Genomic DNA, 26729 nt, shown 5'->3' on the forward strand with positions numbered 1-26729 from the left:
ACCTGCAACGCGACAGGCTCGCTAACTACTTATCATTGAATAATAAGGGAGGCCTGGTCTGATGTGAAATTATTCACGCTAAAGCATGGTGGTGAACTCTGGCGGATGCCACGCGACAAATTGCTCCAGCGTCAGTGGGCGGCTGAAGAAATAGCCCTGCATGTAATGAATGCCGTGTTCGCGCAGCCACCTGGCTTGTTCTGGCGTTTCGACACCTTCGGCAACCGTAAGCATATTTAACCGCTTCGCCAGCGTAAGGACGGCGTCGAGCACCGGCGATGTCACGGTTTCTGTGCCGATGGCGTTAACGAAACCACGGTCGATTTTCAGATAATCAAGCGTAAAGCGTTCCAGATAAATCAGTGCGCTGTGCCCGGTACCGAAATCGTCAATAGCGATTTCATAACCTTCGTCGCGCAGCGAATCAAACAGTTTGGTCACTTCCGTATAGCGCAGCATATCCCGCTCGGTAATTTCCAGCACGATACTGAAATGGTGCGGGGGCAGGGAGTGGGCGAAGTTGCGGATATCGTCAAGGAAATTGGCAGCGTGCAAATGGCCTGGCGCGATATTAACGCCCATTTTTGCGCCCGGCGGAAGCAGCGTTTGTAACACTGGCGCATCACGAGCTATCAGATCAAACAGATGCAATGTCAGCGGCACAATAAGCTGCTGCGCTTCGGCAAAGTGAATAAAAGCGTCAGGCGATATTTCTCCTGCGGTGGGATGCCGCCAGCGCATCAGCACTTCGATACCCGTCACTTTCAGATCTTTGGCGCCGATAACGGGCTGATAAACGACATAAAACTGGTCGCGCTTAATGGCCGTGAGGATTTCTCTGCCGGGGCGCAATTGCGTATTAAGGATGAAAGCGCTCAGCAATGCTGCCAGCATGCCGAAGGTTGCTCCCAGCAGTGCGGCGAATTGTATATCTTCCGGACGCCACTTTTCTGCGTAGAGATAAAGCGTGACTGGCGAATCTTCAATTTGGGTAGTCAGAAAAGGGGACTCTGGCATATTGCTCAGGTTAATAAGCCCGCTGGAAAACGTGGAGACAGCCCGATCGCCAATACCAAGGGCGATGCCGGTTAAATCCGGTTGCTGCGAGGTGTAAAGCCGGTAGGGAGTCAGATTGATGTTCAGCGTAGCGAATATGCCCCGATGATCCAGTAATGGGCTGCGAAACCAGAGCGCAATGGCGGGTTTATCCGGCATCATCGGTGTTCCGGGTAAAAACACCATATCGCTGGTTTTATCGAGATCGATTTCCGGAACCAGATCTTTCATCGCAAGACTCATCTCGCCGGTGGCCGAGGAGCAAAAGGCGTAGCGATCTTTTACCAGTAAAAAAGCACGCACATTCATGCTGAATGCGGCGCGGGAAGTGAGTTCGCCAGCGACGGCGTGGCAATCATTCAGTGTGAGCGGCTGGAGCGATTCGGCCGTGGCGCGGATATCGTTGAGATAGTCCGAAAGCCAGGACTGCATATTCGTAAGCAGCATATCGTATCTGGCTTCCCGCCGTTGTTGTTCGAACCAAAACTGACAGCCACTCGCGATTAATGCTGAGAACAGACCGATAAGCAGGCTGGTCAGCAAAATTTTTCGATTAACTGAAAAATGGCGGGTGAACATGGCGTTGGGCCCATTGTAGGTGCTCGGGGCGGCGTGGTGATAGCGTCGGACTATAACCTGAAAAGATTTGTATAGCATAATGCAGACATAAAAAAACACTGCCGGAGCAGTGTTTTTTTATACTTAACGCCAGCCAAGGGAAAACCGGCATTAAGCGATTAGCTGCGTGTCAGGATGCGTCGCGCTTCGTTATAGCGCTTCTTCCAGTACGGCTCATCCATGCTTGAAATCATGACGCCGTTGCTGGTGGAGGCATGAACAAACTGGTTATTACCAATATAAATGCCAACGTGTCGGCCGGTAGAACCCGCGCGGAACAGAACTAAGTCGCCTGTGCGCAAACTGGTGCGCGAGATGGACTTGCCTGTTTCCTGCTGTTCCCAGGTGGAACGCGGCAGTTCTAAACCAAACTGTTCACGGAAAGTGCGCTGCACAAAGCCGGAACAATCGATGCCTTTTTTGGTGTCGCCGCCCAAACGGTAGCGAACGCCTTTCCAGTCAGCATACTGATCCATAATGCGGCCTTTTACGTCCAGATTACGAACCATATTTTCAAATTCATCCTGAGAGGCTTGCAGTGAAGAATTGTCTTCGCCCACAGCAAGCGTCTCAGAATGCACGTTCTTTGCGGTATTTGTAGAACAAGCTGAAAGCAGAACCGCTACTGCAATCGCGGGTATCGCCCGCACGATATATCTCAAAATCGGCTGAGATTTGACCATGTTGCTTATTTTCCCTTGAAGTCCTTAACGATAAATATCGTTATAAAAAATGCCAACGCAGCGAGATTAATTATCTGAATGCATCGAGACAAATGCTCTGACGTAATTTTGTGGAAGAACGCACAAATTTACGCGCAATGAGAATAAGAGCACTCTTTGCGACAAGACGAACCGAGGTTACCTGAACATCTTCGGCATGGCGAGCGGTTTTCTTTAATTTTTTATAAGAAATTATGATACAGAAAGTGAATTCTCAGGATTGAATAAAAAATAACCAATTTGGCTTAAATAACGTGCAAATTGCTCTTTTATAGGCAGATTGCCGTGACGAAAAAATGACAAAATTAGGAAAAAGCCGGGATTACGCATCAGGGATCGAAAACGATCCCTGATGAATGCGCGTTATTGATAATCGGAAGTTGTTTAAATTTTGTTATTTCCGGGCAGGAAATGATCAAAGGCAGAAATAATTTTATCGCTAAGGGGTGTTAGCAAACACCACGGCAGACCGATAAAAACAGCCGAGAGAGAACCGACTGCAATATCAGTAAACCAGTGTGCGCCAATCATCACGCGCGGGAAGGCGAAAACCACAAAAATAATAAGGGCAACACCAAGCGCTTTTCGGCCAAAATATCGCCACATTACGCCAGCGAAAATAAGTAGCATCATGCCGTGATCGCCAGGGAAACTGTCTTTCGAGGCATCTTTGGTGGGGAAGTCGAGCAAATCGCTAACCCGGTGAATATCGGTAAAGAACAGCGACGGGCTGGCGCGTTTGACGGGCATCAGATGTTGCGCCAGTTGATTGATCACCACGGCTATCAGCAGCATCGTCAGACCAATTATCAGGATACGGCGTCGTCCACTTGCATCCTCTTTTACCCAGAACGAGAGCATTAAACAGCCCATCGCCACCAGCGAGCAGGCGTCAAAAGCGCGGTTATTGGTTAGCGCCACCAGCCACAAATAAGCGCGGTTTTCCACCAGACCCTGGTTGAAAAAATGGAACATCGCGGCGTCCAGCGGAAACCAAAAACCGTGGTTAGCGGGTAAGTACCAGGAAATAAATAGCGCCAGTCCTGCGGCGTTCAACAGTAAAATTAACGGTAAACGAGTTTTCATAACGAGTCTGTCTTCAATTAACACGGCGGCAACGTTAGTGTTACTCACTTAAACGAAGCTTCAACAAGGCGGACTGCAGTGTGTTCCAGTCTGCCTCCGAGGCGGTAATCAGCTCGATACGGCTGTCCGGCGGCGCGACGTTTTGCGTTTCGATATGCAGATCCTGCCCCTGGCGATTAACGCGCAGCAATCCTTCCGGAATGCGCATCACCCCTTTCACCCGCTCGACCGGCGCAAGCCGCGCCCACTCCAGCAAACCGATAGTGTCAAATACCGTCTCTTCATCAAAAATCCAGCCGCAGGCGTGATGGCCCTGGCCGCTGTTAAGGCTGCGACGCCAGCGCTGGTGTGCCGGCAAACTTAATGCCGCGAGACCTTTCTTCTCATCGTGAGCATGGTTATGCGCGGCACTTGAAGGCAGCTCACGCAGGTTACGGCGAGGAAGATCAAGCAGTGCGCCGTCAATAGCTCCCCGGGTCGCGCTTACCTGTAAGCGATCGCCACCAAACTCGGCCCACCATGTCTCCAGCGCCTGCTGGCTCTGCGGTGTGGCGCGATCCTGTTTATTGGCGACAACGACATCCGCCGCCGCTAACTGGTCGCGAAAGTTTTCGTTGGTGAGTGCTTTTTCATCCAGTAACTGGCGGGGATCAAGCAAGCAGAGCGTTGCGCGCAGGTCTATCCATGGCTCATACACCGGTGCGGTGAGCATATCGAGGATCTGTTTTGGGTGGCCCAGGCCTGTCGGTTCAATCAACAAGCGGTCAGGTTTCCCCTGGCGCAGCAATGTATTGAGACCCACCTGCATCGGCAGGCCATTCACGCAGCACATACAGCCGCCCGGGATCTCTTTAAGCAGCGCACCGCTGTCAGCCAGCAGCGCGCCATCAATGCCGACTTCACCAAATTCATTCACCAGTACGGCCCATTTTTCCTGCGGGTCTTTATTGGCCAGCAAATGCAAAATCGACGTGGTTTTACCGCTTCCGAGAAAGCCGGTGATGAGGTTGGTTTTGGTCACAAGTGCTCCAGGCGTCAACGAAATGTAAGGGTGACTGACGATCCTGGCGAAAAAAGTGCGAAAAGAGAAGGGCGCGGACGGCGTAAAAGCACTAACCGTCCGCTTAAGTAGCAGAAATTGTTAATTATCGAGTGCGCGCTTCACCGCTGCATGCGCACCTTCGGTGCTGAGCGTCTGCCATGCGCGATTAATGGCATTAACAAACGTCGGGTTGTGCGGCAGGTCGCTACCGAAAATCTCTTTCAGTGTCAGCAGGGCCGTTACGCGTTCATCGACACTGCTGGTTTCCACAATCGCGTGAATTTTATCCGCCAGCGGATCGCGAATATCAATGCTGTTACCGGCGTCATCCACGCCGCTGACATAGCGCATCCAGCCCGCAATGCCCAGCGCTAACAGTGGCCACGGCGTTTCGCGTTGCAAATGCACCCGAACACCATCCAGCATACGCTGCGGCAGCTTCTGGCTGCCATCCATGGCGATTTGCCAGGTACGGTGCTTCAGCGCCGGGTTTGAAAAACGGTCGATCAGGCTATCTGCATAGGCGGTGAGATCAACGCCGGTAATGCGCAGCGTCGGGGCTTGTTCCTGGAGCATCAGGCGGCGCACCGCCGTGCGGAAGACGTCATCCTGCATGCAATCATTAATATGCGCGAAGCCTGCCAGGTAGCCGAGATAGGCCAGAAAAGAGTGGCTGCCATTGAGCATGCGTAACTTCATCTGCTCCCACGGCTGTACATCCTGAACCAGTTGTACGCCGGCCACTTCCCATTCGGGACGTCCGGCGACGAAATTATCCTCAATTACCCACTGAATGAACGGCTCACAACTGATGGCGCACGGATCAAATACGCCCAGCGCTTCGCCAATTTCCGCCAGTGATTCATCTGTTGCCGCCGGAACAATGCGATCCACCATGGTGGCCGGAAAGCTCACATTCTCCTCTATCCACTGCGCCAGTTCCGGTGAGCGGGTTTGCGCCATTCCGAGTACGGCATTTTTAACAATATGACCATTATCGGGAATATTATCGCAGGAGAGCACGGTAAAGGGCGGCAGCCCGCGTTCACGGCGACGGGAGAGTGCTTCAACCAGAATCCCTGGCGCTGAATGCGGTTCGCCCGGATGCTGGAGATCGTGTGCGATGCGCGGCTGCTGCAGATCCAGTTTGCCGCTGGCAGGATCGATGCAATAGCCTTTTTCGGTAATCGTCAGGGAAACAATCGCCACTTGCGGTTCGCAAAATTTTTCAATAATGGCGGGCAGAGAATCAAGTTTCGCGTTCAGACATTCGTTCACCGCACCAATGATTATCGGCTGGTTCCCCTCCGCCCCTTTTTCCAGCACGGTGTATAAATGATCCTGCTCGCGTAACTGAGACATGAGCACATCGCCGCTGAACAGGCTGATTTCACAGATCCCCCAATCGCCACCTTGCGCGTTCAGCACCCGGTTGGTCAGCAGCGCCTGATGCGCGCGATGAAATGCGCCAAAACCAAAGTGCACAATTCGCGAGCGCAGTTGTGTGCGGTCATACTGGGGTTGCTGCACGCTGGCGGGCAGCGTTACGGAGGCGATTGTCTTCATCTATATACACCTGATTAACCAATAATTAACAATGTGCAGTGTAAAGTTATATGACAGCAAAAAGAATTGGTATGCCGTAATTATCCGGGGAATGTGAGCTGGATCAATCATTGCTGTGGGAAGATTTGACCGCTGCAATTAAGCATGTATGGTAGTCGTCATATGTTTGTGTGTATTGGTATAACAACTTTGTAGAGGGTAAGGCAATGGAACAAACCTGGCGTTGGTATGGACCGAACGATCCGGTGTCGCTTGATGATGTGCGTCAGGCAGGCGCGACGGGCGTCGTGACCGCACTGCACCATATCCCGAACGGCCAGGTCTGGCCGGTAGACGAGATAAAAGCGCGTCAGGCGCTGCTGGCGGAAAAAGGACTGGTCTGGTCGGTGGTCGAAAGTATTCCGGTGCATGAGGATATTAAAACTCACACCGGGCAGTACGATACCTGGATTGCCAACTATCAGCAGAGTATCCGCAACCTCGCAGCCTGCGGTATTGATACCGTGTGCTACAACTTTATGCCAATCCTCGACTGGACGCGTACCGATCTGGAATATGAACTGCCGGATGGCTCCAAAGCGCTGCGTTTTGACCAGATTGCTTTTGCCGCGTTCGAGCTGCATATCCTGAAGCGCAAAGGCGCCGAAGCTGATTACAGCGAAGAAGAGCAGCGTCAGGCGCAGGCTTACTTCAACGCCATGACTGAAGCGGAAGTGGAAAAGCTGACGCGAAATATCATTGCTGGTCTACCGGGCGCTGAAGAGGGATATACCCTGGAACAGTTCCATGCACGCCTTGCCGAATATGACGGCATCGACAAAGCACAGTTGCGTGAAAATATGGCCTATTTCCTGCGGGCTATCGTGCCGGTTGCGCAGGAAGTGGGCGTACGTATGGCGGTTCACCCGGACGATCCGCCGCGCCCGATCCTCGGTCTGCCGCGTATCGTTTCTACTATTGAAGATATGCAGTGGCTGAAAGAAGCGGTAGACAGTATCAATAACGGTTTCACGATGTGCACAGGTTCATACGGCGTGCGTGCGGATAACGACTTAGTGCGGATGATCGAGACGTTTGGCGATCGCATTCATTTTACGCACCTGCGTTCAACCTGCCGCGAAGATAACCCGAAAACGTTCCATGAAGCCGCGCATTTGCAGGGTGATGTGGATATGGTGTCGGTGGTTGCCGCCATTCTCACCGAAGAGCAGCGCCGCAAGAAAGCCGGTGATTTGCGCCCGATCCCGTTCCGCCCGGATCATGGTCATCAGATGCTTGACGATCTGCGTAAGAAAACCAACCCAGGTTACTCGGCGATTGGTCGACTGAAAGGGATGGCGGAAGTGCGCGGCGTTGAGCTGGCGCTGAAGAAAACGCTGTTCCGCGATCTGCTGTAAGCCGGTTTACTGTCGGAAAATAAAAAGCCACTTCAATGAAGTGGCTTTTTTCATGCATCACGCTTATCAGTCGGCGCGGCCCATATAGCGGCGCTCTTCGATATGAATACGGATTTTCTCGCCGGTGGTCAGGTATTCCGGTACCTGGACAACCAGACCGGTGGTCAGGGTGGCCGGTTTAGTGCGTGAGCTGGCGGAAGCACCTTTGATACCTGGTGCGGTTTCCACAATTTCCAGATCCACCGTCTGCGGCAGTTCGAGCGCCAGCAACTGGCCATCCCACAGCAGAACCTGCATATCCGGCATACCGCCTTCCGGAATAAACAGCAGCTCTTCTTCAATCTGCTCTTTATTGAAGGTGTACGGCGTGTAATCTTCTTTATCCATAAACACGTATTCATTGCCGTCAACATAAGAGAAGTCGACAAAACGACGGTTCAGAGTCACGGTATCAAGGATATCATCGCCTTTAAAACGCTCTTCCACTTTCAGCCCGGTACGGACATCGGAAAAACGCATTTTGTAGAGCGTTGCTGCGCCACGGGCGCTCGGTGACTGAATGTCAATATCTTTCACAATCAGCAGTTTGCCGTTGTAATTCAGCACCATACCTTTTTTAATTTCGTTCGCTCTTGGCATTGCAAGGGTCCTGTAAATTGAAAATAACGAAAATATCGCGACAAACTACTCGCGAGGGACTTTTCAGGCAAGTGGAATCGGAGAGTTTTGCGTTCAGAGGGCAAAAGATGGTAGCTTGCGCCCTGCACGCGCAGCCCCGCGCGCCTGATAATAGAGAACGTTTATGGAATGCCGCCCGGACTGTGGAGCCTGCTGTACCGCCCCGTCCATCAGTAGCCCGATACCCGGCATGCCTGACGGGAAGCCCGCTAATACGCCCTGCGTTCAGCTCGACGCGCAAAAGCGCTGCAAAATCTTCGGCTCGCCGCTGCGCCCAAAAGTGTGTGCCGGTCTGCAACCGAGCCGTGACATGTGCGGCGCAAACCGCGAACAGGCGATGGTTTATCTGCTCGATCTTGAGCAACAAACCGCGCCTTAAATATCTTTTATCCGGCTCAGGCAAACCTGCGTAACCAGCGTCATCGCCAGTGCAATCCAGAACACCGCGTGATAACTCCATATCTCTGCCACCACGCCAGCCAGCGAACCGGCGATAATCCAGCCGACACGCGTGGTATTAGTATAAAGGGTGATGGCTGAACCCGCCTGGCCAGGCATCAAGTCCTGAAAATAGAGCATGCCAATCCCGGCGAGAATGCCAATATAAATCGCGTTCAGCAGTTGCAAAGCAAGCAGTACCACGGGCGTGTGCACCGTCAGCATTCCGGCATAAAAGAAGATGCCCGCCACGGCGCTGACGCGCATCAGAAAGCGTTTGCCGAAGCGCTTTGCGAAATACCCGGCAATCAGCATGGTGGGGATTTCCAGCCCGGCCGCAGTGCCCATCATCACGCCCGCCAGTTTTTCCGGCAGATGCAGCTCATCAATAATAAACAGCGGCATATTAATAATATAAAGGCTGTTGGTGCCCCACATCAGCGTACAAATTACGAACAACAGCAGTGCATCGCGGCGGTGCGTGCGTGGTGCTTCCATCACCGCTGATTTCAGCTTGGGCTCTTTACGCATGGTTGGCAGGAACAGCCACACCATTGCGCCGCAGACAATAAAGGCTGTTGCCGCACACAAATACATGGTGGAAAAACCAAAGCCCATCGCCAGCGCGTAGGCCAGCGGTGGGCCAATCACCCACGCCAGGGATACTTGCGCACGGAGTATCGAGCTGAACATCACGGCTTCACGCCCGGTGCGATCCGCATGTTCACGCGCAAGGGCAAACATTTGCGGGTTCGCTGTTGAACCGAAACTGCTGAGGAACACGCCGACAAACAGCAAAATAAAGTAGTTACGGTTCCAGGCGAACAGCACACAGGCCAGCACGCCGAGCAGGCAACAAAAGACAATCAGCGTCTTGCGATCGCCTTTGCGGTCAGAGCGTCCGGCAAGAAACTGGCTCACCAGAATGCCAATCACCGCGCTGCCGGTGAAAAAGAAGCCCACCATTGCCGGGCGAACGTGCACTTCATTGGTTAAAAACAGGCTCAGCGTCGGTGTTTGTAACGCACCGGCAATCCCCGTTAAAAAGGCGACGATCAGGAATGCCGTTGAGGTGAAATCAAACGCGCCGGGACGGGCAGCGGCGGGAGAATTTTGCATGTTAAATGAGATCCAATAGCGAGACGCGGAGTGTACGCCGCTGCATGAAAAAAACACAGCCTGCTAAGCAAAATTTGCGACAAAAAATCCAAACCTTTTCGCTGGGTTTTAATTAAGGCTGACGAAAGCTGAAAGTGGATTGCTGAACAGAAAGTCTGCTTCAGCAAATTTGCCTTACGCGTGGCCGAAATGTGCTGAACCTCAAAATTCTGCAACGCCAAATAAGAGAATTCTTGCTTACAGAACAAAAAAAGTGAATGCTCCTTGAAACGTTTCAGCGTCATCGCGTTATGTCTGAACAACGGCGGTGACGCACTATTTCTCAACCTAGCTGAAACGATTCAAGTCAGCGAGAGAGGGTCACATGTTCCAGTTATCCGTTCAGGACATCCATCCAGGCCAGCAGGCCAGCAATAAAGAAGACGCTATCCGCCAGATTGCGGCGGCACTGGCAGCAGCAGGCAACGTCGCCGACGGTTATGTCGATGGCATGCTGGCGCGCGAAGGGCAAACGTCCACCTACCTTGGCAATGGTATTGCTATTCCACACGGCACCACCGACACGCGCGATCAGGTGCTGAAAACCGGTGTGAAAGTCTTCCAGTTCCCGGAGGGCATCCTCTGGAGCGAAGGGCAGGTGGCGTATGTCGCCATCGGTATTGCCGCCAGCTCCGATGAACATCTTGGCCTGCTGCGTCAGCTGACACATGTGCTGAGCGATGATTCTGTCGCCGCACAGTTGCAGTCCGCCACCTCTGCTGAAGAGCTGCGCGCACTGCTGATGGGCGAAAAACTGAGCGCATCACTCAAGCTGGATAATGAAACCTTAACGCTCGATGTTGCCGCCAGCGATCTGACGACGCTGCAAGCGCTGAACGCCGCGCGCCTGAAAGAGGCCGGTGCGGTTGACGCCGCGTATGTTACCCGCGCCATTAACGAGAAACCGCTGAACCTGGGTCAGGGCATCTGGCTGAACGACAGTGCTGAAGGCAACGTGCTGAGTGCGGTTGCGGTGAGCCGTGCAGCCACCCCGTTTGAGGTGGAAGGTGAGCGTGCGGCGCTGCTGGTCAGTGTTGCGATGGCTGACGAACAGCCTGTTGCGGTGCTCAAGCGTCTTAGCGATCTGCTGCTTAACAATAAAGCCAACCTGTTGCTGAATGCCGACGCCGCCACGCTGCTGGCGTTGCTGAGCAGTGACGATGCGGTGGCTGAAGATCTGCTGAGCGAGGAGTTTGTCGTGCGTAACGAACACGGTTTGCACGCACGTCCAGGCACCATGCTGGTCAACACTATCAAACAATTTAACAGTGAAATTACCGTCGCCAACCTTGACGGTACTGGCAAACCCGCAAATGGACGTAGTCTGATGAAAGTTGTTGCACTTGGCGTGAAAAAAGGACACCGCCTGCGTTTCACCGCGCAGGGTGATGATGCTGAACAGGCGCTGAAAGCGATTGGCGAAGCCATCGCTGCTGGTCTGGGAGAGGGCGCATAAATGAGCAGACGTGTCGCTACGATCACCCTGAATCCGGCCTATGATCTGGTGGGTTTCACGCCGGAAATTGAACGCGGTGAAGTCAACCTTGTGCGCACCACTGGCCTGCATGCCGCGGGTAAAGGGATCAACGTCGCAAAAGTGCTGAAAGACCTTGGCATTGATGTCACCGTGGGTGGCTTCCTCGGTAAAGATAACCAGGACGGTTTTCAGCAACTGTTCAGCGAGCTGGGCATTGCTAACCGTTTCCAGGTGGTGCAGGGGCGTACCCGCATCAATGTGAAGCTGACGGAAAAAGATGGCGAAGTGACCGACTTTAACTTCTCCGGTTTTGAAGTCACCCCGGCTGACTGGGAACGCTTTGTTAACGATTCGCTGACCTGGCTTGGTCAGTTCGACATGGTTTGCGTGAGCGGCAGCCTGCCGTCGGGCGTCAGCCCGGAAGCCTTTACGGACTGGATGACGCGCCTGCGAAGCCAGTGCCCGTGCATTATCTTCGACAGCAGCCGCGACGCGCTGGTAGCCGGTCTGAAAGCCGCGCCGTGGCTGGTGAAACCGAACCGCCGTGAGCTGGAAATCTGGGCGGGCCGTAAATTACCAGAATTGAAGGACGTTATTGAAGCTGCTCATGCGCTTCGCGAACAGGGGATCGCCCATGTGGTGATTTCACTGGGCGCAGAAGGCGCGCTGTGGGTTAACGCTTCGGGCGAATGGATCGCCAAACCGCCGTCAATGGAAGTGGTAAGCACCGTTGGCGCAGGGGATTCAATGGTCGGTGGGCTGATTTATGGTCTGCTGATGCGTGAATCCAGTGAACATACATTACGCCTGGCCACCGCTGTTGCTGCACTGGCGGTAAGTCAGAGTAACGTAGGTATTACCGATCGTACCCAGTTAGCCGCGATGATGGCGCGAGTTGACTTAAAACCCTTCAACTAACAGCAGGAGAGGCATAATGAAAACGCTGCTGATAATCGACTCCGAACTCGGGCAGGCCCGCGCCTATATGGCGAAGACCTTGCTGGGCGCGGCGGCGCAGAAAGCAAATCTGCAATTTATTGATAACCCAGGCGAAGCGGAACTGGCTATCGTGCTGGGTAGCAAGCTGCCAGGCGACAGTGCGCTGGACGGGAAAAAGGTCTGGCTGGGCGATATCAATCGCGCAGTCGCCCACCCGGAACTGTTCCTGAGCGAAGCGAAAAACCACGCGTCGGTGTATGTCGCGCCTGCTGCAGCGGCGACAGCCGTGAACAGTAGTGGCCCGAAACGCATTGTTGCGGTCACTGCCTGCCCGACAGGTGTGGCACACACCTTTATGGCGGCGGAAGCTATCGAAACCGAAGCGAAAAAACGCGGCTGGTGGGTGAAAGTGGAAACCCGTGGCTCCGTGGGTGCGGGTAATGCCATCACTCCGGAAGAGGTTGCCCAGGCGGATCTGGTGGTGGTTGCCGCTGACATCGAAGTCGACCTGGCGAAATTTGCCGGTAAGCCGATGTACCGCACGACAACAGGCCTGGCGCTGAAGAAAACGGCACAGGAACTGGATAAAGCCGTCGCGGAAGCGAAGCCTTATCAGCCGTCGGGTAAACCCTCTGCTGATGCTGCTGAAGGTAAGACTGAGAGTGCGGGCGCATACCGTCACCTGCTGACGGGCGTTTCCTACATGCTGCCGATGGTAGTAGCGGGTGGTCTGTTAATTGCGCTCTCGTTCGCCTTCGGTATTACCGCGTTTAAAGAAGAAGGCACACTGGCGGCCGCGCTGATGAAAATCGGTGGTGGTTCAGCCTTTGCCCTGATGGTGCCAGTGCTGGCGGGCTTTATCGCGTTCTCCATCGCCGACCGTCCGGGTCTGACCCCGGGTCTTATCGGCGGTATGCTGGCGGTAAGCACTGGTTCGGGTTTTATCGGCGGTATCATTGCCGGTTTCCTGGCGGGTTACCTGGCGAAAGGCATCAGTAAAGGCCTGAAGCTGCCGCCGAGTATGGAAGCGCTGAAACCGATTCTGATCATTCCGCTGGTTTCCAGCCTGATTGTCGGTCTGGCGATGATTTATCTGATCGGTACGCCGGTGGCGAAAATCCTCGCTAGCCTGACTTCCTGGCTGCAGACCATGGGCACGGCTAACGCTGTCCTGCTGGGTGCAATCCTCGGTGGCATGATGTGTACCGACATGGGTGGCCCGGTCAACAAAGCGGCATACGCCTTTGGTGTGGGTCTGCTGAGTACGCAAACTTACGCACCGATGGCGGCGATTATGGCTGCCGGTATGGTGCCGCCGCTGGCGATGGGTCTGGCGACCATTGTTGCCCGCAACAAGTTCGACAAAGGTCAACGTGAAGGTGGTAAAGCGGCGCTGGTACTGGGTCTGTGCTTTATCTCCGAAGGGGCTATCCCGTTCGCCGCCCGCGACCCGATGCGTGTTCTGCCGTGCTGTATCGCCGGCGGTGCGCTGACCGGTGCTATCTCCATGGCGATTGGCGCGAAACTGATGGCACCGCACGGTGGTCTGTTTGTGCTGCTGATCCCAGGCGCTATCACGCCGGTACTGGGCTATCTGCTCTCTATCGTCGCGGGTACGCTGCTGGCGGGTCTGGTGTATGCCTTCCTGAAACGGCCAGAAACAGAAGCCGTAGCGAAAGTAGCATAAGAAATTGCCGACATCCGGGAAATGAGAAGGGCCGCTTAGCGGCCCTTTTTTTATGCGGTGGCTTCAGCGGTTTGCTGCGCCTTCAGCCAGGCAATCTCTTCGGCCCAGATATCCGGATTAATGGTTTCCAGAATCATAGGAATGCCATCGAAACGTGCGTCGCGCATGATCCAGCGAAACGCGTCATGCCCGATATTACCTTCGCCGAGGCTGTGGTGGCGGTCGACACGGCTACCAAAAGCACTTTTGGCGTCGTTCAGATGCATACCGCGCAGGTACTGGAAACCAACCACACGATCGAATTCCGCAAAGGTGTCTGCCGTGGCTTGTTCAGTGCGTAGATCATAGCCTGCGGCAAACGCATGGCAGGTATCAATGCAGACACCAACGCGGGATTTGTCTTCCACACCGTCAATAATCGCCGCCAGATGCTCGAACTTAAACCCCAGATTGCTGCCCTGACCGGCGGTGTTTTCAATCACGGCGGTGACGCCTTCGGTTTGCGCCAGCGCAATGTTGATGGACTCGGCAATACGCGCCAGACATTCATCCTCGGGGATCTGCATTAAATGGCTGCCGGGGTGGAAGTTCAGCAGGCTCAGTCCCAGTTGCTGACAACGGCTCAGCTCATCAATAAACGCGTCGCGGGATTTTTCCAGCGCCTCGGCCACCGGGTGACCAAGGTTAATCAGGTAACTGTCGTGCGGCAGGATCTGATTGGGTGTGAAGTGATATTTTTCGCAGGCGGCTTTGAATTCGTCGATAGTTTCCGGACTCAGCGGCGCGGCCCGCCACTGGCGCTGGTTTTTGGTAAACAGCGCAAAGGCGGTCGCGCCAATTTCAGCCGCGCGAATGGCGGCATTTGCCACGCCGCCGGAGGCGCTCACATGCGCACCAATATATTTCATAAAAACTCCTGTTAAACCCGCCAGGGGAAAACGCTCATCATAGCGGGTCAACAGGGAGGAGATGTAGTGGTTTATGCCATCAGGTGATGAACTGCCAGGTTAATGGCGCCCCCGCCGACAATCAGCCAGACAAACAGAATCAGCCCCATGACCAGCGGTTTTGCCCCGGCATTCTTCAGCGCACTGACGTGTGTGGTCAATCCCAGCGCCGCCATCGCCATCGCCAGTAGCAGCGTATCCAGCGTATTCAACATGTTCACCATCGATGCCGGCAACAGATGGAACGAGTTAAATACCGCGACAGCCACAAAGCCCAGCGCAAACCACGGAATGGTCAGCTTGCTTTTTTCTGCCCCTTGTTGCGGGCTGAGCTGTTTAACGCGTGCGGCCAGCAGCAGTAAAAACGGTGCCAGCATCATTACGCGTAGCATTTTGGCAATCACGGCGGCATTTTCCGTTTCCGGGCTGATGGCATGACCGGCGGCAACCACTTGCGCCACTTCATGTACCGTTGAACCTACCCAGATGCCATAGGTTTCCGGGCTAAACCAGTGACCAACCAGCGGGTAGAGCGCCGGGTAAATAAAGATTGCCAGCGTGCCGAAAATCACGACAGTAGCGACCGCAACCGTCACTTTACTGGCTTCCGCTTTGACCACCGGTTCGGTTGCCAGCACGGCTGCCGCGCCACAGATACTGCTGCCTGCGCCAATCAGCCAGCTGGTTTTTTTATCCAGCCCGAATACTTTTTGCCCAAGAAAACAGGCCAGCAAAAAAGTACTCGATAGCGTCAGCACATCGATGGCGATACCGCTGACCCCCACGTCGGCAATTTGCGAAAACGTCAGGCGAAAACCATAAAGAATGATCCCCAGTCGTAACAGGTGCTGTTTAGCGAACAGTACGCCACCGTCGCAACGATGGTGCCAGGCGGGGTAGAGCGTGTTGCCAAGCAGCATGCCGATAAGAATAGCCAGTGTTAAGGCGCTCAGCCCAAGGCCTGCGACCGACGGGATCGCGCCAAGCCATAATGCGGCGGCGGTAATCAGGCCGGTCAACAGCAAGCCGGGAACAAAATGCCATGCCGGATGGCGTCGAGTCTGTAACGTGATTTCTGTCATAACCTTCTCCTCTCAATGGAGAAAAGGTTAAGGCGAACTGGTTTAAAGGTAAAATTGATTATATATTTATAATTAATCTTTATAAGTGGTAAGTGACCTCTATGCATATAACGTTACGCCAGCTTGAAGTCTTTGCTGAAGTGCTGAAAAGCGGCTCCACCACCCAGGCTTCGCAGCAGTTAGCGCTCTCGCAATCTGCGGTTAGCGCGGCACTGACCGATCTTGAAGGCCAGCTGGGCGTGCAATTGTTTGACCGCGTGGGTAAACGGCTGGTGGTGAATGAACACGGGCGTTTGCTCTATCCCCGCGCGCTGGCAGCGCTCGAACAGGCGACGGAAATCGAGCAACTGTTTCGCGAAGATAACGGTGCCATCCGCGTATTCGCCAGTAGCACGATTGGTAATTACATCCTGCCGGAGGTGATCGCCCACTACCGCCGCGATTTCCCCGATCTGCCGCTGGAACTGAGCGTGGGTAACAGCCAGGACGTGATCAATGCGGTAGCGGATTTCCGCGTTGATATCGGTTTAATCGAAGGCCCGTGCCACACCGCGGAAATTATCGCCGAGCCGTGGATGGAAGATGAGCTGGTGGTGTTTGCACCGCCATCATCGCCGCTGCTGCAAGGGCGCGTAACGCTGGAGCAACTCGCCGCTGCGCCGTGGATCCTGCGCGAGCGCGGCTCCGGCACACGCGAAATCGTCGACTATTTACTCCTCTCGCATTTGCCGCAGTTTCACCTGGGCATGGAGCTTGGCAACTCAGAAGCCATTAAGCATGCGGTGCGCCACGGGTTGGGCATTAGCTGCCTGTCGCGGCGCGTCATTGCTGAACAGCTTGAAACCGGTAGCTTAGTGGAAGTGCCGGTTCCGCTGCCCCGTCTGGTGCGCACGCTGTGGCGTATCCATCATCGTCAGAAACACCTTTCCAGCGCATTAAACCGCTTTATTCGCTACTGCGAGATTTGATTGCACCATCAGCAGGCGTCTGCACCGTTTTGGTGGTGCAGACGCAGCGCTGCAACCTTCGATTCATCCCTGAACTCCCCGCATGCCGCGCTCCTCCAGAATATATCGTATTGGCACATTAGTTGCAGAAAGTGATTCAAAGAATCTTTTGTTTCATGGGCGATGAGGTGTTGATGATGAAAACGTGGATAAAGGCCGCAGCGATGGCGACAATAATGATGGCTTGTGCCTCGCAGGCGATGGCGGATCAATTACAGGATATTCAGCAGCGCGGCGTATTGCGTGTGGCAGTACCGCAGGATTTCCCGCCGTTTGGCTCTGTTGGCACCGATCTCAAACCGCAGGGTTACGACATTGATATGGCCGAATATCTGGCAAAAGGCATGAAGGTGAAACTGCAACTGGTGCCCGTAACCAGCGCCAACCGCGTACCGTACCTGCAAACGCATAAAGTTGACCTGGTAATTTCCAGCCTTGGCAAAAATGCGGAGCGCGAAAAAGTGATCGACTTCAGCCGTGCCTATGCCCCGTTCTTCCTTGGCGTGTTTGGCCCGAAAGAGGCCACGGTGACCGATGCGAAAGCGTTAAGCGGCAAATCCATCGGCGTTACCCGCGGTGCCGTGGAAGACATGGTGCTGAGCGATATCGCGCCGAAAGATGCCGACGTGAAGCGCTACGAAGATAACAACACCACGCTTTCTGCTTATATGTCCGGCCAGGTGCAGTATCTCGCCACCGGTAACGTTGTTGTGGCGGCAATTGCGCGGCAGAACCCGCAAAAAGCGCCGGTCAGCCAGTTTATGCTGAAAGATTCGCCGTGCTATATCGGGCTAATGAAAAACGAACCAGCGCTGAAAGCGGAAGTCGACAAGCTGGTTGAGCAGGCGCTGAAAGAGGGCGAACTCAACAACTTGTCACAGAAATGGATGCAGGCGCCGTTACCGGCCAACTTTGGCGCGTAACGCATGACGACATCGCTTGATTTCGCCGCGCTCTGGCCGTTCTGGCCGGAGCTGCTGGCTGGGCTCTGGACCACGGTGACCTTAACCACGCTGGCGACGGTTGGCGGTGTGACGATCGGCATCGTCGGTGCGGCGCTGCGTAGCGGTAAACCCGGCGTGATAAGTGCCATCTGGGGCGCGTACGTTGAGCTTATCCGCAACACGCCATTTGTGGTGCAACTGTTCTTTATTGTGTTTGGTTTGCCGGGCCTCGGGCTGAAACTCACCGCCGGTGAAGCGGCGCTGATCGCCATGCTGGTTAACCTCGGTGCCTACAGCACGGAAATTATCCGCGCCGGGATCCAGGTGGCGCCGAAAGGGCAGTGGGAAGCCGCCCGCGTACTGGGGCTTAGCAAATCGCAAACCTTTTTACGGGTGATTTTGCCTCCCGCGCTGAAACGCATTTATCCGGCGCTGGTGAGCCAGTGCATTATCGTCATGCTGGGCTCGTCGGTGGTGTCGCAAGTCTCTTATGAAGAGTTGACCTTTATGGCCAACCTGATTCAGTCGCGCACGTTTTTAAGTTTTGAAGTCTATTTTGTCACCACGTTGCTGTATCTGATGCTGTCGCTGTTGATGCGCCAGCTGCTGCTGGCAATCGGGCGCAAATGGCTGGGGAGCGAGATCTGATGAGTACGTTTACCGACTGGGATATTCTGCGCAACCTGCTGCTGGCGGCGCGCTGGACGGTGCTGCTGTCGCTGATCGCCTTCGTCTGCGGCACGCTGGTAACGCTGCCGCTGCTGGTGTTGCGCATTAGCCGCTGGCGCTTACCAAAACGGTTTATCAGCGCCTACGCCGCGTTATTTCAGGGCACACCGCTATTGATGCAACTGTTCCTCGCTTTTTTTGGCCTTGCGCTGTTTGGTATTGATGTCAGCGCGTGGACGGCGGCGACGCTGGCGCTAACGCTGTTTACCAGCGCCTTCCTGCTTGATATCTGGTACGGCAGCATCAATGCGCTGCCAAAAGGGCAGTGGGAAGCCTGCCGCTGTCTGGGGCTGAGTTTTGGTCAAACGCTGTTTCGCGTGATTGCGCCGCAAGCCATTCGAATCGCCATTGCGCCGACGGTGGGCTTTTCCGTGCAGGTCATTAAAGGCACCGCGCTGGCGTCGATTATCGGTTTTGTCGAACTCACCAAAGCCGGCACCATGCTTAACAACGTCACCTTTGCACCATTCAAAGTGTTCGGGCTGGTGGCGTTGGGCTATTTCCTGCTGTGTTATCCGCTGTCGCGCTACAGCCGCTATCTGGAGAAGAAATTCCATGCCGCTCATCACCATTAATGAAGTGCAGAAATATTATGGCGACAACCATGTGCTGAAGGGCGTAAGCCTCGACATTGAAATGGGCGAAGTGGTGTCGATTATTGGCCGCAGCGGGTCGGGCAAAAGCACCTTACTGCGCTGCATGAACGGGCTGGAAGGCTACCAGGATGGCAGCATCAAACTGGGTGGTATGACGGTAACCGACCGGGAATCGCAGGCGCGTGAGATCAGCCGCTCAGTGGGAATGGTATTCCAGAGCTTTAATCTGTTCCCGCATATGACGGCGCTGGAAAACGTGATGCTGGCACCGCGCCGGGTGCTGAAATTGCCTGCTGACGAGTGCCGTCGCCTTGCCATTGAGATGCTGGAGAAAGTGGGGCTTGGCGAGCGTATCGACTACTATCCGGCCAATCTTTCCGGCGGTCAGCAGCAGCGCGTGGCGATTGCCCGTGCACTGGCGATGAAACCGAAAGTGCTGCTGTGTGATGAAATCACCTCGGCACTGGACCCGGAACTGGTCGGTGAGGTGCTGCGCGTGCTGGAGCAGCTTGCTCGTGAAGGGATGACGCTGATTCTGGTGACCCATGAAATGAACTTTGCCCGCGAAGTGGGTGACCGCGTCGTGTTTATGCATCAGGGAAAAGTCTGGGAGCAGGGTGACAGCAAGGACTTTTTCGCGCAGCCGAAAACACCGGAACTGCAGCAGTTTATCGCCTCGGTACGCGGTCTGAATTGATCTTTCTGCTCCCGTATCCGCGCGGGAGCTTATTTACCGCCTCGCAAGATCGTCCATTCACTGCTTTACTTATAATCCGTTGCCGATCATGAAGGTCTCTAATAAGAGGCGTTTTATGCCGGAAGGCCTGCGTTTCGTTTGCTACAATCGCGCCTCATTTTTTGGATGGATAGCATTTTCTTATGGTTTCCGAAACTAAAACCACAGAAGCGCCCACGCTTCGTCGAGAACTCAAAGCGCGTCATCTGACGATGATCGCCATTGGCGGTTCCATCGGTACAGGTTTGTTTGTCGCATCAGGGGCGACCATTTCTTCAGCGGGCCCCGGCGGCGCGTTGTTCTCCTATATTCTGATTGGCCTGATGGTCTATTTCCTGATGACCAGCCTCGGTGAACTGGCGGCGTTTATGCCGGTTTCCGGTTCGTTCTCCACCTATGGTCAAAAATATGTTGAAGAGGGTTTCGGCTTCGCGCTGGGCTGGAACTACTGGTACAACTGGGCGGTGACCATCGCCGTTGACCTTGTGGCGTCGCAATTAGTCATGACCTGGTGGTTCCCGGACACGCCAGGCTGGATCTGGAGCGCGCTGTTCCTCGCGGTGATTTTCCTGCTTAACTACATCTCAGTGAAAGGCTTTGGTGAAGCGGAGTATTGGTTCTCGCTGATCAAAGTCGCCACCGTCATTATCTTCATCATTGTTGGTGTGATGATGATTGTCGGTATTTTCCAGGGAGAAAAACCGGCGGGCTGGAGCAACTGGACGATTGGCGATGCGCCATTTGCCGGTGGTTTTTCCGCCATGATCGGTGTGGCAATGATTGTCGGTTTCTCTTTCCAGGGGACTGAGCTGATTGGTATCGCGGCGGGGGAATCGGAAGATCCGGAGAAGAACATCCCGCGCGCGGTGCGCCAGGTGTTCTGGCGTATTCTGCTGTTCTATGTGTTTGCGATTTTAATTATCAGCCTGATTATTCCGTACACCGATCCGAGCCTGCTGCGCAACGACGTGAAAGATATCAGCGTCAGCCCGTTCACGCTGGTGTTTGAGCATGCGGGTCTGCTCTCGGCGGCGGCGGTGATGAACGCGGTGATCCTGACGGCGGTGCTGTCGGCGGGGAACTCGGGCATGTACGCTTCCACACGTATGCTCTACACGCTGGCGTGTGACGGCAAAGCGCCGCGCATATTCGCGAAATTATCGAAAGGCGGCGTGCCGCGTAACGCGCTGTATGCCACCACGGTGATTGCCGCGCTGTGCTTCCTGACCTCAATGTTTGGCAACCAGACCGTGTATTTATGGCTGCTGAACACCTCCGGTATGACTGGTTTTATTGCCTGGCTGGGGATTGCCATTAGCCACTACCGTTTTCGCCGTGGCTATGTCGCGCAGGGGCATTCGCTGGATAACCTGCCGTACCGTTCGGGTTTCTTCCCGCTGGGGCCGATTTTCGCCTTCGCTTTGTGCCTCATCATCACGCTTGGGCAGAACTATCAGGCTTTCCTGGCCGACAGCATTGACTGGGGCGCCGTTGCGGCGACGTATATCGGTATCCCGCTGTTCCTTATTATCTGGTTAGGCTATAAATTTTCCAAAGGAACCCGTTTCGTGCGTTATAGTGAAATGGAGTTCCCGGAACGTTTCACGAAATAAATTCACTCTTTAGCCCTCTGTATGGAGGGCTTTTTTTTGCCCCTGCCAACATTCCCTCCCGCTGCGATAATTTACATAACTTTAATTTAACGCAATTGATAATCATTATCACCTAAATTAATGTAAGTGCCTGAATAAAAAGGGTGTCTGCCCGGGCTTTCTGCGCCCGAAGGCCAATAATTTCCTTGTCAGGGTCAATGTAACGCTGACGTGTTTGGCAGTGTGTGAGCACTATTCCTCGCAATTTTTTGTTTTTACCTCATGGAGTTATGGAATGTTTACCTTGAATCCCATCGTCCGGGGAGGCCTCTGCGCGTCCGCACTTTCTTTAGCGCTGCCGGTAATGGCCGTAGAGAATGGCGAAACGCTGGTGGTTACCGCGTCGGCAACGGAACAGAACCTGAAAGACGCACCCGCCAGTATCAGCGTGATCACCCAGGACGATTTGCAGCGCAAGCCGGTGCAAAATCTGAAAGATGTACTGAAAGAGGTGCCTGGCGTTCAGCTCACCAACGAAGGGGACAACCGTAAAGGCGTCAGCCTGCGTGGCCTCAACAGTAGCTACACGCTGATCCTGATTGACGGTAAGCGCGTCAACTCCCGTAATGCGGTTTTCCGCCATAACGATTTTGACCTTAACTGGATCCCGGTCGATGCCATTGAGCGCATTGAAGTGGTGCGCGGCCCGATGTCTTCCCTGTACGGTTCGGACGCCTTGGGTGGCGTGGTGAACATCATTACTAAAAAAATCGGCCAGCGCTGGACGGGCACGATTACTGCGGATAGCACGGTTCAGCAACATCGCGATCGCGGCGATACCTGGAACGGTCAGTTCTACACCAGCGGCCCGCTGATAGATGGGGTGCTTGGGCTGAAAGCCTTTGGTAGCGTGGCGAAACGCGAAAAAGATGGTCAGCAGAGTTCTAAAACGGATGCCAGCGGCCAATCGCCGCGTATTGAAGGTTTCACCAGCCGTGATGGCAACGTTGAGTTTGCCTGGACGCCAACCGACGATCACGATTTTACCGCCGGATATGGCTACGACCGCCAGGACAGGAACTCTGATTCGCTGGATAAAAACCGCCTTGACCGGCAAAACTACTCGCTGGCGCACAATGGCCGCTGGGGCGAAGTAAACAGTGAACTTCGTTTCTACGGTGAACAGATCGATAACAAAAACCCGGGTAACAGCAGCACAATTCGTTCGGAAAGCAACACGCTCGACGGCAAAGTGGTGCTGCCGCTGGGGCAATATAATCAGCTCGTTACGCTGGGTGGCGAGTGGCGCCACGACAAGTTAAAAGATCCTGTTAACCTGACCGGCGGCGACAGCAGCAAAACCTCGACCAGCCAGTACGCGCTGTTTGTTGAAGATGAGTGGCGTATTTTCGAGCCGTTGGCGCTGACCACCGGTGTCCGTATGGATGACCACGACACCTATGGCGATCACTGGAGTCCGCGTGCTTACCTGGTTTACAGCGCCACCGATACGCTGACCGTGAAAGGCGGTTGGGCGACGGCATTTAAAGCGCCTTCTCTGTTGCAGCTCAGCCCGGACTGGGCCACCAACTCCTGCCGGGGCGGTTGCCGCATTGTTGGCAGCCCGGAGCTACAACCAGAGACCAGCGAAAGTTTTGAACTGGGGCTTTATTACAGCGGGGAAAAGGGCTGGCTGGAAGGCGTGCAGGGTAGCGTAACGGCGTTCCAGAACAATATCGACGATATGATCAATATCAGCCGTACGTCGAGCCTGAGCGAAGCACCGGGTTACGCTAACTTCGTCGGTTTTGAGCGTAATGCCAGCGGCGTACTGGTGCCGGTATTCCGTTACTACAACGTTGATAAAGCGCGGATTCAGGGTGTGGAAACCGAGGTGAAAATCCCGTTTGATGAAGCGTGGAAGCTGACGCTGAATTACACCTATAACGATGGACGCAACCTGAGCGGTGGCGGCAACAAACCGTTACAGGATCTGCCGTTCCATACCGCCAACGGCACGCTGGACTGGCAAGCCACGCAGGACTGGTCATTCTATGTTTCTGCCAACTACAGCGGGGAAAAACGCGCCGTATCGCAGGGCGTAACACCGGGTGGCTACGTTATCTGGAATGCGGGCGGCGCATGGCAGGCGACAAAAAATGTCAAGCTGCGCGCGGGTGTGCTTAACCTTGGCGATAAAGATCTCAGCCGCGACGATTACAGCTACAACGAAGATGGCCGCCGCTACTTTATGGCGCTGGATTACCGCTTCTGATATGGAAAGCCCGGCAGCAGGACGCCGCCGGGACTCCCGCTATTTCAGCAGATGCTGCGCATGGAAGCGCAGATGATCTTCAATAAACGCAGCAATAAAGAAGTAACTGTGATCGTAGCCGGACTGGATGCGCAGCGTCAGCGGCCAGGATTTTTGCCGTGCCACTTCCGCAAGCCGCGCGGGCTGGAGTTGATCGGCCAGGAACTGATCATTATCCCCCTGATCGATAAGTGTTGGGATCGCGTCAGTTTCGTTGCTTTCCAGCATCAGCGCGCAGCTATCCCATTCACGCCATTGTTGCGCATCCTCGCCCAGATAAGCGCGAAACGCTTTTTGCCCCCACGGCACCTGCATCGGGTTCACTATCGGTGCAAAGGCGGAAACGCTGGTATAACGGCCGGGGTTTTTCAGCGCCATGATCAACGCGCCGTGGCCGCCCATCGAATGACCACTGATAGCGCAGCGGTCGCTGACGTTAAATTGCGACTGGATAAGCGTCGGTAATTCATCGCGCAGATAATCATACATACGATAATGCGCCGCCCACGGCTGCTCGGTGGCGTTGAGGTAAAAACCTGCGCCTTTGCCGAGGTCATAGCTCTCTGCATCTGCGACATCGTCACCGCGTGGGCTGGTATCCGGCATCACCAGCACAATGCCTAACTCTGCGGCTACGCGTTGCGCACCGGCTTTGGTGGTGAAGTTTTCGTCATTGCAGGTAAGACCGGAGAGCCAGTACAGCACCGGCGGCGGTGTTGCGCTGTATTGCGGCGGTAAGAAGATGCTAAAGGTCATCGTGCAGTTCAGTACGGCGGAGTCGTGGCGCCAGCGCTGTTGCCAGCCTTCAAAACAGCGGTGCTCTTCAAGCATTTCCATGCGGGGCTCCTTAGAATTTTTTACAGACAAAGTAAGGTGACTTCTTGTCATCATACAGGCTATTCCCTTTGCTGCGAGTAACTTTCACTTCCGCATAAACGCAACATACTGCATCATAAACATAACTTTACGTTAACATTTGGGGGCGCTAATGGCGCAACGTGTGGCGCTTTGTGGATTTATTGTGCTGGTGGTCGCGATGGGAATCGGGCGTTTTGCCTTCACGCCGCAGGTGCCGTTGATGATCCGCGACGAGCAACTGACCCTGACCAGCGCCGGGCTGGTGGCGGCGATTAACTACCTCGGTTATCTGCTTGGTGCCTGGGACGCAATGCGCGCGCAGCGACATATCGAAGTCCGTCTCTATCTGGGGATTGGCGGCGCGGTGGCACTCACTTTTCTCTCTTCACTTGCCGATAACGCGCTGCTTCACGGCGCGTTGCGCCTGGTGATTGGCGCAATGAGCGGCTGGGCGATGGTGCTCATTGCCGCCTGGACCAACGATCGGCTGGCACATGCCGGCAAGCCAGGACTGAGTGCCGCGGTATTCGCCGGGCCGGGTGCGGGCATTGCATTAAGCGGCCTGCTGGCGGTGGCGATCCAGGCAAAAGGCTTAAGCGCTGCATCCGCCTGGCAGGTGTATGGTGTGCTGGCGCTGCTGCTGGTGGCGTTGATTGCTCGCTATTTACCGCGTCCTGGCGAGTGGCATCGACCGGGCGAAAAGCCGCAGCCGCTACAGTTAACCACCGATCTTAAACGGCTGGTCTGGAGCTACAGCCTGGCCGGATTTGGCTATATCTTACCGGCGACGTTTCTGTCGCAAATGGCGGCGCTGCGCTTTCCTGGCAGCCTGTTTGCCCAGTTTGTCTGGCCGGTGTTCGGTGCCGCAGCGGTAGTGGGGATTGCGCTCAGTATTTTGCTGCGCCACGTTGGTCACAGCCATCAGCGGCTGGCGGTGGTGCTGTGGCTGCAAGGTGCGGGCGTACTGGCGGCATGGTTGCTGCCGGGGATGAGCGGGCTGGTGTGCGGTGCGGTGCTGGTGGGCGGCGGATTTCTTTGCGCCGTGCAGCTCTCACTGCTGTATGGACGCGAGCTCGCGCCCAATCACACACGTTATATGGCCGGGTTATTGACCACCGGCTATGCGATGGGGCAACTGGTTGGCCCTATGACTTCCGCTCTTTCCACCTGGCTTACGCAGCAGCTTGAACCGGCGCTAGGCGTGGCGGCAATTGCCCTGGTCATTGGCGGGGTTTTGGTCTGGAAACGCACGGCCTGAAAGGCGGCAGCGATTTCAATAATTATCGCCGCCAGGGCTGGATTATGTGCGCGACCTCACGCACAATGTTCGCTCACTTTGCGTTAACAACGCGAAGTTCGCCACACCTGCAGGAGAATAAAAAACATGTCATCACTCAGTAAAGAAGCGGCGCTCGTTCACGAGGCTCTGGTTGCCCGTGGTCTGGAAACGCCGCTGCGCCCACCGGTGCAAATGGATAACGAATCCCGTAAACGTCTTATCGCCGGGCATATGACCGAGATTATGCAACTGCTGAATCTCGATCTGAATGATGACAGCCTGATGGAAACGCCGCATCGCATCGCCAAAATGTATGTTGATGAGATCTTCTCCGGCCTTGATTACGCTAACTTCCCGAAGATCACCGTCATTGAAAACAAAATGAAAGTCGATGAGATGGTGACGGTGCGCGATATCACGCTGACCAGCACCTGCGAGCACCATTTTGTCACTATCGACGGCAAAGCCACCGTTGCCTATATTCCGAAGGATTCGGTGATTGGCCTGTCGAAAATCAACCGTATCGTGCAGTTTTTTGCGCAGCGCCCGCAGGTGCAGGAGCGACTGACGCAGCAGATCCTTACCGCGCTGCAAACGCTGCTCGGCACTAACAATGTCGCGGTTTCTATTGATGCGGTGCATTATTGCGTGAAAGCGCGCGGCATCCGCGACGCGACCAGCGCGACGACGACCACTTCGCTCGGTGGCTTGTTCAAGTCGAGCCAGAATACCCGCCAGGAGTTCCTGCGCGCAGTCCGCCACACTAACTAATTCGCTGGAG

The 26729-nt window shown here is 54.8% G+C and carries 24 protein-coding genes; 14 read left to right on the plus strand and 10 right to left on the minus strand.

Annotated features, from left to right (window positions below):
- Positions 1-78: 78 nt before the first annotated feature.
- The 5 genes from AAIG26_RS08755 to AAIG26_RS08775 all read right to left on the minus strand — a co-directional run bounded on the left by AAIG26_RS08755 (position 79) and on the right by AAIG26_RS08775 (position 6090).
- Positions 79-1635 (minus strand): cyclic di-GMP phosphodiesterase, encoded by a 1557-nt coding sequence (locus AAIG26_RS08755; protein WP_097407143.1) that lies wholly within the window; start codon positions 1633-1635, stop codon positions 79-81.
- A gap of 158 nt (positions 1636-1793) precedes the next feature.
- On the minus strand, positions 1794-2357 hold the full coding sequence (gene mepS, locus AAIG26_RS08760) for a bifunctional murein DD-endopeptidase/murein LD-carboxypeptidase (protein ID WP_017458539.1): 564 nt from the start codon (positions 2355-2357) through the stop codon (positions 1794-1796).
- Between the two features lie 423 nt (positions 2358-2780).
- Positions 2781-3482, minus strand: coding sequence for a phosphatase PAP2 family protein (locus tag AAIG26_RS08765; RefSeq protein WP_343180489.1), 702 nt, complete (start codon positions 3480-3482; stop codon positions 2781-2783).
- A gap of 40 nt (positions 3483-3522) precedes the next feature.
- Positions 3523-4503 carry a GTP-binding protein gene (locus AAIG26_RS08770; RefSeq protein ID WP_020454405.1) on the minus strand — a complete coding sequence of 327 codons (981 nt, stop codon included), beginning with the start codon at positions 4501-4503 and terminating at the stop codon, positions 3523-3525.
- 120 nt (positions 4504-4623) lie between these two features.
- Positions 4624-6090, minus strand: a complete 1467-nt coding sequence (locus AAIG26_RS08775) for a fructuronate reductase (protein WP_343180492.1) — start codon at positions 6088-6090, stop codon at positions 4624-4626.
- Between the two features lie 206 nt (positions 6091-6296).
- Here AAIG26_RS08775 and uxuA point away from each other — a divergent pair, with 206 nt between their 5' ends.
- On the plus strand, positions 6297-7487 hold the full coding sequence (uxuA, locus tag AAIG26_RS08780; protein WP_020454403.1) for a mannonate dehydratase: 1191 nt from the start codon (positions 6297-6299) through the stop codon (positions 7485-7487).
- A 66-nt stretch (positions 7488-7553) separates the two neighbouring features.
- On the opposite strand, the gene yeiP is transcribed toward uxuA, so the two are convergent.
- Entirely contained in the window at positions 7554-8126 is a 573-nt protein-coding gene (yeiP, locus tag AAIG26_RS08785; protein ID WP_017458534.1) for an elongation factor P-like protein YeiP, read from the minus strand.
- Positions 8127-8289: 163 nt separating this feature from the next.
- On the opposite strand from yeiP, the gene AAIG26_RS08790 reads away from it, so the two are divergent.
- Positions 8290-8544, plus strand: a complete 255-nt coding sequence (locus AAIG26_RS08790; RefSeq protein ID WP_017458533.1) for a YkgJ family cysteine cluster protein — start codon at positions 8290-8292, stop codon at positions 8542-8544.
- Here AAIG26_RS08790 and setB read toward each other — a convergent pair.
- Entirely contained in the window at positions 8541-9722 is a 1182-nt protein-coding gene (setB, locus tag AAIG26_RS08795; RefSeq protein WP_343180494.1) for a sugar efflux transporter SetB, read from the minus strand. The genes AAIG26_RS08790 and setB overlap by 4 nt on opposite strands.
- Positions 9723-10086: 364 nt before the next feature.
- Between setB and fruB the strand changes: the two genes are divergently transcribed.
- Genes fruB through fruA form a run of 3 tightly spaced genes read left to right on the plus strand, consistent with a single transcriptional unit; the run spans position 10087 to position 13864 of the window.
- Entirely contained in the window at positions 10087-11217 is a 1131-nt protein-coding gene (fruB, locus tag AAIG26_RS08800) for a fused PTS fructose transporter subunit IIA/HPr protein (protein ID WP_045514121.1), read from the plus strand.
- Positions 11218-12156: a 1-phosphofructokinase gene (gene fruK, locus AAIG26_RS08805; RefSeq protein ID WP_045514123.1), complete on the plus strand. Its 939-nt coding sequence runs from the start codon at positions 11218-11220 to the stop codon at positions 12154-12156. It begins immediately after the preceding gene.
- Positions 12157-12172: 16 nt separating this feature from the next.
- Positions 12173-13864, plus strand: a complete 1692-nt coding sequence (gene fruA / locus AAIG26_RS08810; RefSeq protein WP_343180496.1) for a PTS fructose transporter subunit IIBC — start codon at positions 12173-12175, stop codon at positions 13862-13864.
- Positions 13865-13914: 50 nt separating this feature from the next.
- Here the strand turns inward: fruA and nfo are convergent, their stop codons facing one another.
- Both nfo and AAIG26_RS08820 read right to left on the minus strand, forming a co-directional pair.
- Positions 13915-14772 carry a deoxyribonuclease IV gene (gene nfo / locus AAIG26_RS08815; RefSeq protein WP_160269452.1) on the minus strand — a complete coding sequence of 286 codons (858 nt, stop codon included), beginning with the start codon at positions 14770-14772 and terminating at the stop codon, positions 13915-13917.
- A gap of 71 nt (positions 14773-14843) precedes the next feature.
- The gene (locus AAIG26_RS08820) at positions 14844-15893 is read right to left on the minus strand and encodes a YeiH family putative sulfate export transporter (RefSeq protein WP_020454396.1); all 1050 of its coding nucleotides are present in this window, start codon (positions 15891-15893) and stop codon (positions 14844-14846) included.
- 101 nt (positions 15894-15994) lie between these two features.
- On the opposite strand from AAIG26_RS08820, the gene yieE reads away from it, so the two are divergent.
- The 7 genes from yieE to cirA all read left to right on the plus strand — a co-directional run bounded on the left by yieE (position 15995) and on the right by cirA (position 23772).
- Positions 15995-16861, plus strand: a complete 867-nt coding sequence (gene yieE, locus AAIG26_RS08825; RefSeq protein WP_045514131.1) for a DNA-binding transcriptional regulator YeiE — start codon at positions 15995-15997, stop codon at positions 16859-16861.
- Between the two features lie 203 nt (positions 16862-17064).
- Positions 17065-17823, plus strand: coding sequence for a transporter substrate-binding domain-containing protein (locus tag AAIG26_RS08830; protein ID WP_343180639.1), 759 nt, complete (start codon positions 17065-17067; stop codon positions 17821-17823).
- A 3-nt stretch (positions 17824-17826) separates the two neighbouring features.
- A complete protein-coding gene (locus tag AAIG26_RS08835) occupies positions 17827-18492 on the plus strand; it encodes an amino acid ABC transporter permease (protein ID WP_343180498.1) in 666 nt (221 codons plus the stop codon).
- The gene (locus AAIG26_RS08840; RefSeq protein WP_045514135.1) at positions 18492-19148 is read left to right on the plus strand and encodes an amino acid ABC transporter permease; all 657 of its coding nucleotides are present in this window, start codon (positions 18492-18494) and stop codon (positions 19146-19148) included. Before AAIG26_RS08835 ends, AAIG26_RS08840 begins: the two co-directional genes overlap by 1 nt.
- Positions 19129-19866, plus strand: coding sequence for an amino acid ABC transporter ATP-binding protein (locus AAIG26_RS08845; RefSeq protein WP_020454391.1), 738 nt, complete (start codon positions 19129-19131; stop codon positions 19864-19866). The genes AAIG26_RS08840 and AAIG26_RS08845 overlap by 20 nt, the downstream gene beginning before the upstream one ends.
- Before the next feature lie 182 nt (positions 19867-20048).
- Positions 20049-21518, plus strand: a complete 1470-nt coding sequence (locus AAIG26_RS08850; RefSeq protein WP_020454390.1) for an amino acid permease — start codon at positions 20049-20051, stop codon at positions 21516-21518.
- Positions 21519-21792: 274 nt separating this feature from the next.
- Positions 21793-23772, plus strand: coding sequence for a catecholate siderophore receptor CirA (gene cirA, locus AAIG26_RS08855; RefSeq protein WP_343180500.1), 1980 nt, complete (start codon positions 21793-21795; stop codon positions 23770-23772).
- Positions 23773-23811: 39 nt separating this feature from the next.
- Here cirA and fghA read toward each other — a convergent pair whose 3' ends face one another.
- Entirely contained in the window at positions 23812-24648 is an 837-nt protein-coding gene (fghA, locus tag AAIG26_RS08860; RefSeq protein WP_160269460.1) for an S-formylglutathione hydrolase, read from the minus strand.
- A gap of 151 nt (positions 24649-24799) precedes the next feature.
- On the opposite strand from fghA, the gene AAIG26_RS08865 reads away from it, so the two are divergent.
- Positions 24800-25927: a YbfB/YjiJ family MFS transporter gene (locus tag AAIG26_RS08865; RefSeq protein WP_343180502.1), complete on the plus strand. Its 1128-nt coding sequence runs from the start codon at positions 24800-24802 to the stop codon at positions 25925-25927.
- A gap of 126 nt (positions 25928-26053) precedes the next feature.
- Entirely contained in the window at positions 26054-26719 is a 666-nt protein-coding gene (folE, locus tag AAIG26_RS08870) for a GTP cyclohydrolase I FolE (protein WP_017459784.1), read from the plus strand.
- Positions 26720-26729 lie beyond the last annotated feature (10 nt).

The organism is Kosakonia sp. PSU_27 (assembly GCF_039409795.1).
Classification (GTDB): Bacteria; Pseudomonadota; Gammaproteobacteria; order Enterobacterales; family Enterobacteriaceae; genus Kosakonia.